Annotated in this window: 7 protein-coding genes; all 7 read right to left on the bottom strand. The window is 52.6% G+C overall.

Annotated features, from left to right (window positions below; translation table 11 throughout):
* Positions 1 to 498, bottom strand: a 498-nt coding sequence (locus tag LKD70_RS13400) for a GrpB family protein (protein ID WP_227708472.1), incomplete at its 3' end; no start/stop codon positions are given.
* 81 nt (positions 499 to 579) lie between these two features.
* Complete coding sequence (locus tag LKD70_RS13395; protein ID WP_227708471.1) at positions 580 to 2586, bottom strand: IS1096 element passenger TnpR family protein; 2007 nt, start codon at positions 2584 to 2586, stop codon at positions 580 to 582.
* Between the two features lie 127 nt (positions 2587 to 2713).
* On the bottom strand, positions 2714 to 3043 hold the full coding sequence (locus LKD70_RS13390; RefSeq protein ID WP_227708470.1) for a DUF1292 domain-containing protein: 330 nt from the start codon (positions 3041 to 3043) through the stop codon (positions 2714 to 2716).
* A gap of 17 nt (positions 3044 to 3060) precedes the next feature.
* Positions 3061 to 3591 (bottom strand): PaaI family thioesterase, encoded by a 531-nt coding sequence (locus tag LKD70_RS13385; RefSeq protein ID WP_227708469.1) that lies wholly within the window; start codon positions 3589 to 3591, stop codon positions 3061 to 3063.
* A 49-nt stretch (positions 3592 to 3640) separates the two neighbouring features.
* On the bottom strand, positions 3641 to 4333 hold the full coding sequence (locus LKD70_RS13380; protein WP_227708468.1) for a TetR/AcrR family transcriptional regulator: 693 nt from the start codon (positions 4331 to 4333) through the stop codon (positions 3641 to 3643).
* Between the two features lie 28 nt (positions 4334 to 4361).
* Positions 4362 to 5870, bottom strand: coding sequence for an amino acid adenylation domain-containing protein (locus tag LKD70_RS13375; protein ID WP_227708467.1), 1509 nt, complete (start codon positions 5868 to 5870; stop codon positions 4362 to 4364).
* Between the two features lie 30 nt (positions 5871 to 5900).
* A complete protein-coding gene (locus tag LKD70_RS13370) occupies positions 5901 to 7508 on the bottom strand; it encodes an acyl CoA:acetate/3-ketoacid CoA transferase (RefSeq protein WP_227708466.1) in 1608 nt (535 codons plus the stop codon).
* Positions 7509 to 7512 lie beyond the last annotated feature (4 nt).

The following is a 7512-nucleotide window of genomic DNA, read 5'->3' as shown; positions in this document are numbered from 1 at the left end:
CGTTTTCACAAACATATCCTTCCCATCACAGTACCCCTCAATATCGTGGGAATACTTTTCCGCGAGATCCGCTTTCAACTCTCCATATGCCTGCGCTTCATCCGGATGGCTTCGAAGGAAGTCCCGCGCAGCCAGATGTCTGCGGATATCCCTCTCATTTTTTTCTTCAAAAATATGAACCTGATGAGTCCGTTCATCCCCGCCTTTTCTCAGATAGCGCCGGCCGGGAATGCCGAACTCGCCCATATATTCATACCCGATTTCTTCAAATTCCGCTCTGTATTCATCTGCATCGGCAATATACTGCACCACCGGCATGATATCTATAATCGGCTTTGCCTTAAGCCCCGGCACAGACGTGCTGCCGATATGGTAAATCCCGATGCAGGACTCTCCCAGAATCTTTTTGATCCGCTCCGCTTCCTTTCGGAATTCTTCTTCCCATTTTGGATTATATTCCGTTACATATACATGCTGCATTTTTCCATTCCCCCGCATATGGCGTACTCCTTCCTCACTGTACCCGTTCTTCCCGGCTTGGCTTCCTGCACCTTATACGGCATTATCCGTCTGATTCCGCTATTTATTCCGCCCGCAGCATTTCTTGTATTTTTTCCCGCTGCCGCATGGACAGGGATCATTCGGATAAATTTTTCTGCTGCCTGTCACGGTTTTCCCGGATATTCCGTTCGGCATTGCCGCCACAGGAATCTCATCTGCATTCGAGTCCAGATCCACACCAAATCCCATCTTTTTGAGATCCCCCGCCGATTCCTTTAGCATATCCGCCGCCGCACTGCTCATGGGAACAATCGTCGGAAGCTTTCCCTTCAGCGTCTGCGGCATCATCTGTACAATTTCATTTAGCGTATACCCCCTGTTGCTGAGCATTCTCGTATTATTATTGACATCCGTCATAATCTGAACAAATTCTCTGACTGCGTCTTCTGACGGAAAAATCGCTCCTATATTGTCAAAAATTTCCATAATGTCCGACATCCCGGCTCCCATGGAAACCTTTCCCCATATCACCGGCATCAAATCTTCCGCCTCATCGGCATTCAACTTCATTTTCTTTGCGAGAAATCCTTTCAGTCTGCGGTAATGCGGATCTCTGGTCGGGTATCCGTTTTCTGTATAATCCTGAATTTCCCATGCCGTCGGTATATAAAAATCTTTTCCCTCCTGCGACGCCTCCACCTTCAGATACAGATCTTCCCGAAGAATCTCTTTAAATATCACCTTGTCGTCACGCATCACACATGGATTCAGCTTCTCCGGTATACTGTGGAAAAGTTCTCCTATCTTTTCCCGGTTTAACTGCCGTCCCAGACATTTTCTCATCATCTTCTGGATAACTTTTACCGGAGCCGAGCCGTAAAGAAGCTCTGTAAACAGAAGGCTGTGATACATCCAGAATGTCTCCTGCCTTCTTCTCTGAAACTCCGGCGTATTGATCTCTTCATATACATGTGCTGCTTCTTCCGGCACCTCCGCATAATCATCTGCATAGGAGATCACATACGATAAAGCATACAGTCTGTCCAGCGTTTCCATCTCCCTGTAGGAAGGGTAGTATCCACCTTTCTTTTCGATCGCATGCTCAAAAGCTTCTATCTCATCGTCGCTGAGCAGAAGCATCCTCTTTTCCATTACATCAGGCTTCAAAATTTCCTCTTTAATTCTTTCCGCAAGCGTCTCCTTGTTCTGTGACTTGTAATGCTTCAGTTCCAGATCCTCCGCCATCTCTTTTAATTCGTCCCGCGTTGCATCCTTCAGGTATTCTATAATATCCGGTTTACGGGATTCTCCTTCTGATTCTTTATATCCAAACATTCTTTCCCTGATCGTTCTTCGCATCTGCTGTGCCGCGTCGTCCAGACTGTTATACATTTTCTCCTGATCAACCGTCTCTCCGGTTTCGCTGTCAAAGATCTCATTCATTATTTTTGCAGTCAGATCACTTGCAAGTGTCTCTCTTAGCAGACCTGCCATTTCCTTCAGTCTTGAATCAGTGCATTTCACATTATGTTCGGTTCTGCTGACAGGGGTATCTGTTCTGTCCAGACCGTTGTTCCCTGCTTCAATCCTCTGACGAAGCTCCTCATATCCGGCACAATCCGGTTCCGCACTTCTCAGACGAAAAAGCTGCTCCAGTTCCCGGTTCATTACTTCCATATCCATCCATTCCTGTATCCCGGAGGATTCTTTCTGCTTTATGACAGACGGATAGCAGATCTCCTGTGCAGTCCGTTTTTCGATCTCTGCCCTGTACTGCCGGTCTCCGTTTCCGCTCCGGAAGGTAAACCATTCCTCGTTGTCCATCAGACTGTCCACGTATGTATCCGATGCGCACATATAGTCAAAATTATATTTGCGAACAGTATTCTCTTCTCCCGTCCATTCCCGAAGATGGATTCCCGCCTGGTAAAACTCAAATTCATACCCGTTGTCCGCCGTTTCTTCCATGATCTCATCCAGGATAAGAGCCATCTGGGAAAATGTAATCCCGGATGGTACAAGACATCTTTTCCACACAGGCGGTTTTGATTTTTTTACTGTAACTTTTATCTGATATGTTTTCATGCACTTTCCTCCGATAATCCGGTTTCCTTTTTTGTCATTTTACCACAAAAAAGACAGGCGGGAAATTTCCGTTTCGAAAATCTTCTGCCTGTCAAATATAGTTCTGTGTTTTCTCAATTTTCCAGTCTTACCCCAGATGTCCGTATTTTTCGTCAAGAATCTTCGACAGCCCGTAGAGGATATCCGCATCGCTCACTGCCGTGAGCGTTTTCTCCCCGCCGTCCTCTTCCACCTGCACAACCACGATATCATTCGCTTCTCCCGGATCGGCGCCCGCGCCGGTATCCGTTTTCTCATCGCAGGATACAAGCGCCAGGTAATTCTTCCCCTGATATGCAAGTTCATCCAGAATCAGGAACTCGTATTCCCCGTCCTTTTCATCCAGAAGAGTGATGCGCCGCTGCGTCACTATATCCTCCGCATCCTGCATCTGTTTCTTGTCCGGTTCTGTCTTCATCTTCTCCAACCTCCCGTTTAGAACCGGATCGTCCGATACGCCGGTTCCTCTCCATGTTTCATGCGCTCATTCTCATGCTCTGTCAGAGTATTGCTCTTTTTCACGGTGATATAATGAGCCTTCGCCGTCACGGCGACCGTGTCGTCCGGGAGAAGAAGGAAGCCTTCCACATAGATATGTCTTCCTTCAACCTTTGCCGGTTTCGCGATCACACGGATTTCCTGCCCGGTCTTCACCGCGCTCAGATACCGGATATTCATCTCCACCGTCATGGCGGAAGCCTCCGGCGCCAAAATGACCGTCTGTCCCCACAGCACCTCGTCAAAATAGCTGGCAATAATCCCGCCGTGTACAAATCCGGGGAAGCCCTGATGGCATTCCTTCGTAAAATATCTGCACGCTACATATCCGTCGTCGGTCACCGCAAGTCTTAATCCCACTCCCTCGTTCGGGCCGCCGTTGCAGCCGAAACAGGTCTCGCTCCAGGGGATCTGCCCGGTGACTGTATGTTCTTTTGTCTCTGCTTTTACATTTCTCTCTGCACTCATATCACATTACCTCGTCTGCACTTTCTGCCCGCGCTTCCGGCAGTGCCTTTCAGAACGGCTTGTTGATTCCCGTGTTGGCCTCGATCATCCGCAGGAGCATATTGTTCAGGAAATCCTCCGCCACCGCGTAATTGGGATCCTCTCCTGTGGCTTCACGGAATACTTTCTTACAGAACCCCGGCTGCTGGACAAAGGCGGTCACGCACCCGCATACCGCGCAGGCCATCACTGCCGCCATCTGCCGGTTTTTCACCTCGCCGGCCGCCAGGATCAGTTCTGTGAGCACATCCGCGAACTCTCTTTGCATCACATCGGTAAGGAGCTCCTTCCATTCCGGCAAAAGCTGGCTTTCCTGGGCGCATGCAAGGACATAAACCCGGTTCTTTGGGTGGAAGCACAGGTAAATATACCGATACAGCAGCCGTTCCAGATGCATATAACTGAAATCTTTCGTATATTTTTTCGATGCCAGATAGAGACGCGCGTCTTCCGCGGCGGATTCACAGGCGATCGTAATCCGTTCCGCCGCATCCTGAACCGCCGCCCCGCACAGTTCCTCCGGGGAGCCGTACGCCGCCGCAAGTGCCGGGGATATTCCCCGTTCTGCGAGCGCTTCCTCTGTCACCGCCCGGTATCCTTCATAGACAAGCAGCTCAAGGACCGTCTGAAAAAGACGGTCCTCGGGCGTCCCGATTCCGCTGCCGTCCACGTTTTTCGGGTTCTCATAATTGAACTGAGGCATTGTTCTCCTCCTGTTCTGTCCGCCGGCTTCAGCGGTAGCGTTCTGCCGCCAGCCTGTGGTCATTAATCTCCGGCGGTGCCTCGAATCCCCGCCGGTTTACCTTTCCCGTACGCGTACGCGGGAATGTCTCCCGCCGGATCAGGCCGGTCGGAACCATATAGTACGGCACGTGCTGTCCGAGAAAGGCTCTCAGCTTTTCATGATCAATTTCTGTCTGTGAAATATAATATCCGAACAGAATATTTGTCCCGCCGTCGTCCATAAAAGCCACACAGCAGGCTTCTTCAATCCCCGGATATTCGTTCATCCATTTTTCCACACCGGTAAGCTCCACCCGGAATCCCCGGATCTTTACCATGTCGTCCATACGCCCATGATACTCCATCTGGCCGTCCGGATCCAGTGCCACAAGGTCACCGGTCCGGAACAGATGGGCGTGAGAACCGATTCCTGCATCCGGATCTGTTCCGAAATGCTCTGCCGTTGCCTCCGGATTGTTCAGATAGCCGCCGGCGATCTGTTCGCCTGAAAGCCACAGCTCCCCTGTCTCGCCGGCCGGAACCGGGTTTCCGTCCTCTCCCATGATATATGCCTTCACGGAAGAAACCGGCCGCCCGATGGGATACCATTTTCTCCGGTCGCGGATCGTATAGAGGCAGACCGCGGCGCAGCACTCGCTGCTGGCGTACACATTGATAATCCGGTAGGAGGCCGGACTTAAGTTCCGCACCGGCTCGCTTCCCACAAGCAGGATCCTCAGCGGGCTTTCCTCATCCATCTCCTGATATTTCATGGCCATCAGAGGCGGAAGGAATGTCACCGTGATACCGTTTTCCCGGTAAAACTGCGCCACCTCTCCTATATGCCTCCTGATCCCGGCCGGGATCAGACAGAGATGCGCCCCCGCGCAGAGCGCCGCCGCGAGGTCAAAGACCGCGGCGATAAACATCATACTGGCAAAGCAGCCGTACCGGTCCGCACTCCGCAGCCCGATCTCATCAAAATTTGAAACAGACGCGGCAAGATTTCTCTGTGTAAGCATGACCCCTTTCGGTTTCCCCGTGGAACCGCTTGTATACACGATCACCGCCAGATCCTCAGGCCGGGGTTCCCGGAAGGTTCCCTCCTTTGGATCCGGCCGGGTATCCGCCGCATGGCGGATAAATTCCCGGGTAATCTCATGCCGCACCCCACACTCTTTCAGGCACTCCCGGTTTCTGGATTCCGGGCAGTCCCGGTCGATAAACAGGCAGGCACAGCCGATTTTCCATGCCGCCAGGAAGGCGGTCACAGCTTCCCTGTGCCGGCCGGTCTCTATGGCAAGAATCTCCCCCGGCTCTGCTCCCAGTTCCAGAAGGGCGCCTGCGGCCCGGCTGCTCTGCCGGTCCAGTTCTTCATAGGTCAGCGTACTTCCGTCCGCCGTAAGCGCCGCATGGTCCGGAGCGTATTCCCGCGCGAGGCGGAACAGATGAACCACCGTTGTATCCTGAAACATTTTCGGATTCTCCCGCAGGATATCCGACCATTGCTTCTCCATGGTGTCCTCCTTTTTCAGACTCACCCCGGGCTATCTGTCCCTGCTCTCAATATCTTCTCTTAATCCGATCAGTCCTTCCATAAAGAGCTTCGGATCCATCTCTTTTACATCGTCCGCAATAATCGGTCTGAACTCCATAAACGGAAGGATCTGTGTCTCAATGTCGATTCCCGGCGCCACTTCTGTCAGTACCAGTCCTTCCTTTGTCAGCCGGAAGACGCAGCGGTCCGTGATATAGAGCACGTTCTGCCCGATCTCCATGGCGTGGGGGCCGGAGAAAGTCACCTGGTTGATGGAATTTAAGAATTTCTTCTCCGCTCCCTCCTGAAGGATGACAAGCTTCCCGTCGCGGATCTCCGCTTTATACCCTCCTGCGGTCATGGTGCCGCAGAAAATCACGTTTTTCGCACCCTGGGTCAGATTGATGAATCCGCCGGCGCCCGGCCTTCTCTCACGGCCGGATTTGTCCATGAAACGGGACACGTTTACAGAGCCTGCCGGGTCGCATTCCGCCAGTCCGACAAAGGTCGCGTAAAGAAAACCGCCGTCGTACAGGTCAAAAATCGTCGGGCTGTCCACAAAAGCAAGCGCGTTGGTCGTCGCCCCGAAAGAGGTGCGCGCGGCGGGAACCCCGCCGAAGGCGCCGGTCTCCACCGTCAGGACAAGTTCGTCCGCAATGCCTTCCTCATTGGCAACAGAAGCAATTCCCTCGGGATATCCCAGCCCGGTATTGACCGGCACATGGAATTTCAGCTCCTGGGCCGCCCTTCTGGCGATCGTCTTCTTGACTCCCAGAGGAAGAGCCGCCGCAGCGGAAACCGGGTATTTATACTTTCCGGTGTATGCCGGGTTATAATACTCGCCCATGGTCATCCTGTGATTTTTCTCAAGATCTGTGCACACGATAAGCTTATCAATAAACACACCCGGGATGATCACTTCTTTTGCCGGAAGCGCTCCTTTTTTCACCACGTTTTTCACCTGGCAGAGCACGATTCCGCCGGACGCCTTCGCCGCCATGGCGATGGCCTGGATATTGGTCAGCACCGCCTCGTCCTCACAGGTCAGGTTGCCTTCCTCGTCCGCGGTCGTCCCGCGGATCAGCGCCACGTCAATCTTCGGCGTCTTATACGCCAGATATTCCTGTCCCATGACATTGACTACTTCCACCAGGTCTTTCGTTGTCACGCTGTTCGTCTTGCCGCCTTCCTGCCGGGGATCCACAAAGGTTCCCAGCCCGACTTTGGTCAGCTCCACGTCCATTCCTCTCGCCCTCGCCTTGAACATATGCTCAATGACGCCCTGGGGGAAATTATAGGATTCCACTTTCAGGTCCTGCTGCATCTGCATAATCGTATGGTTGGAACCGTTGTGTCCTACGATCACCCGGCGGATCATCCCGTCGTGGGCGAAATGCTCGAATCCGCGGAACACGCCGCCCACCGGGCCCATATCGCCGATGCCGGAGCCGGACATGATGGTCATATCTGAAGGATGTCCCTCATCAAGAAACCGCTGTTCGATCGCCGCGCAGATTTCCTCCGCCAGGCAGTTGTTCATATTTCCTGCGCAGACGAGAAACGCCCCGTCTTTTACCAGAGCGGCCGCCTCGGCCGCGGTACAGATTTTGCTGCTCATATAG

The organism is Ruminococcus turbiniformis (genome assembly GCF_020687545.1).
In the GTDB taxonomy this organism is placed as follows: Bacteria; Bacillota; Clostridia; order Lachnospirales; family Lachnospiraceae; genus Mediterraneibacter; species Mediterraneibacter turbiniformis.
This window is presented reverse-complemented; position numbering and strand designations above follow the sequence as displayed.

Excerpts from the sequence above, each read along its gene's own strand:
- LKD70_RS13395 (WP_227708471.1), bottom strand. The coding sequence starts at position 2,586 with ATGAAAACATATCAGATAAAAGTTACAGTAAAAAAATCAAAACCGCCT.
- LKD70_RS13375 (WP_227708467.1), bottom strand. The coding sequence starts at position 5,870 with ATGGAGAAGCAATGGTCGGATATCCTGCGGGAGAATCCGAAAATGTTT.
- LKD70_RS13380 (WP_227708468.1), bottom strand. The coding sequence starts at position 4,333 with ATGCCTCAGTTCAATTATGAGAACCCGAAAAACGTGGACGGCAGCGGA.
- LKD70_RS13370 (WP_227708466.1), bottom strand. The coding sequence starts at position 7,508 with ATGAGCAGCAAAATCTGTACCGCGGCCGAGGCGGCCGCTCTGGTAAAA.
- LKD70_RS13390 (WP_227708470.1), bottom strand. The coding sequence starts at position 3,043 with ATGAAGACAGAACCGGACAAGAAACAGATGCAGGATGCGGAGGATATA.
- LKD70_RS13385 (WP_227708469.1), bottom strand. The coding sequence starts at position 3,591 with ATGAGTGCAGAGAGAAATGTAAAAGCAGAGACAAAAGAACATACAGTC.